Genomic DNA, 2,160 nt, shown 5'->3' on the forward strand with positions numbered 1-2,160 from the left:
GCCCGCACCCGCCTCCCCGCCCGCAGGAAGACGCCTCGCAGCGGACCGCGGACGTCCGCCGGAGGGGCCGCGAGGCGGCTCGGCGTGGGAGGCCGGGGTCAGGGACGGCGGGCGATGAGGCGGTAGGCGTTGGACAGCCGCAGGCGGTGGGACAGGGGGCGTACCGCCAAGCGGTCCAGGAGGGTGGCGGTGACGAGGGCCGGGACGCCCGTCAGCAGCAGGGCGGTGCGCAGGGCGCGCCGCAGGGCGCCCGGGGGTTCCGGGAGCCAGGGCGCGTCGTCGCGCGGGGCCGCGTGGTCCAGCGCGAGCCAGACCGCGGCGAGCAGGTCCACCGGGTCGTGCGCCTCGGCGTGCTGTTCGGCGACCACGGTGAAGCCGAGGTCGGTGAGCCGGCGCCGCAGGTTCCCGGCCGGCATGAAGTGCAGGTGCTGCGGCTGGAGCCAGGGCAGCCACCAGCGGCCGAGGAGCCGGGCGTAGCGGCTCTCCGGGTCCGGTACCTCGATGAGGAGATGCCCGCCGGGGCGTACCGCCTCGCGGGCCGCGCGCAGTTCACGGTCCGGGTCGGTGCTGTGCTCCAGGTAGTGGAACATGCTGACCACGTCGTAGCGTGCGGCGAGTTCGGGAGCAAGGTCGGGGAAGGCACCCCGGTAGGCGTGGTCGACGCGGCCCTCGCGCGCGGCGACTTCCACACCGTCGGTGAAGTCCAGCCCGTCGAAGGCCGTGCCGGGCAGCACACCGCGGGCGGCGGCGCAGAAGTGGCCGTGTCCGGTGCCCACGTCCAGCCAGGTCTTCGGCGCGGGGTCGTGGGACAGCATCGCCTCGGCGCGGCCCCGGTACATCGCGTCCCGTCCGCCGAACGTACCGCTCATCCGCTGCTCGCCGAGGCCGTCGTAGAAGTCCCGGTAGTAGAACTCCAGCCCTTCAGGGGTGAGTTGCGGGTTCTGGAAGATGTGCCCGCAGCCGGCGCAGGCGTCCAGGGTGAAGCGGCCGGGCTTGTGCTGGAGCAGGTCGGTGGTGCACAGCCGCCGGCTGAGCCGGGTGGAGGCGCACCAGGGGCAGGTGGTCCGCCGGGGCGCGAGGAAACGGTCGCCGCCGGCGGCCAGGTCGGCCCGGTAGGCGGGGCGCAGGGCGGCGATGCGGGCTTTCCTGTCACGGGCGTCGCTCATCGGCTCTCCGCTGCCAGTCGTCGCAGGTGGTCCGCCGCGGCCCGGGCTCCGCCCGCCGCGCGGAACGCGGTACGGATCCGGGCGGCGGCGGCCCGGTGGACGGGGTCGTGCAGGACGGTGTCGAGGGCCTCGCCCAGCCGGGCCGCGGTGACCCGGCCGAACCTGACGCGCAGGCCCGCGCCGGAGTCCACGACCTGTCCGGCCACCACCGGCTGGTCGTCCCTGATCGGTGCGACGACGAGCGGGACGCCGTGCCACAGCGCCTCGCACACGGTGTTGTGGCCCGCGTGACACAGCACGGCGTCCATCCTTTCCAGCAAGGGCAGTTGCGGTACGGACGGCAGGACCAGCACGTCCTTGTCGTCCGCCGCCACGGGCAGGGCGCCGCCCGGGTCGGCGATCACCGCCTGGATCCGGTCGGCGCGGTCCCGCAGCGCCGCCAGGCACGTGGCGAGGAACCTGCCGCCGGCGTCGGCGTTGGCCGTGCCGAGGGTCACCAGGACCTTGGCCCGGCCGTGGTCCAGCCGGTCCCAGGGGAAGCGCGGACCGGCCGGGCGGCCGGCGAGCGAGGGGCCGACGTAGTGGATGTGCGCTGCCAGCGGGGCTTGCGGACCGATGAGTTCGGGGGTGCTGAACGCCAGCAGCAGATGGGGTGAGAAGCGCGGGTCGGCGGTGCCGGCCGGGTCGCCGATGCGGGCGCGCAGTTCGGCCAGGCGCTGCCGGAGCCAGTCGGCGACCTTGGGCAGGCCGTCGTAGGCGCCGCTGAACTCGGCGGACGTGGTCGCGGAGGTCGCCCAGGGCAGCCGGTGCCGCTCGGCCACCAGCGCGCCGGCGAACGCCTGCTGGTCGGCGACGACCACGTCCGGGCGGACCGCCGTGACGGCCTCGGCGACACCGGGCGCCATCGCGTCGGCGAGCGGCAGCAGGTACCACTCCCACAGGAACCGCAGAGCCTCCGCGCCCCGCAGGTCCGGCGGCCGCACGGCGCCGGGGG

Annotated in this window: 2 protein-coding genes; both read right to left on the bottom strand. The window is 75.7% G+C overall.

Features of this window, described 5'->3' with window-relative positions; genetic code table 11:
- Positions 1-98: 98 nt before the first annotated feature.
- Positions 99-1,166, bottom strand: a complete 1,068-nt coding sequence (locus tag GT045_RS20755) for a class I SAM-dependent methyltransferase (protein ID WP_161335070.1) — start codon at positions 1,164-1,166, stop codon at positions 99-101.
- On the bottom strand, positions 1,163-2,160 hold a 998-nt coding region (locus GT045_RS20760), incomplete at its 5' end, for a glycosyltransferase (protein ID WP_161335071.1). The genes GT045_RS20755 and GT045_RS20760, both read right to left, overlap by 4 nt.

The organism is Streptomyces sp. SID486 (assembly GCF_009865385.1).
GTDB lineage: Bacteria > Actinomycetota > Actinomycetes > Streptomycetales > Streptomycetaceae > Streptomyces.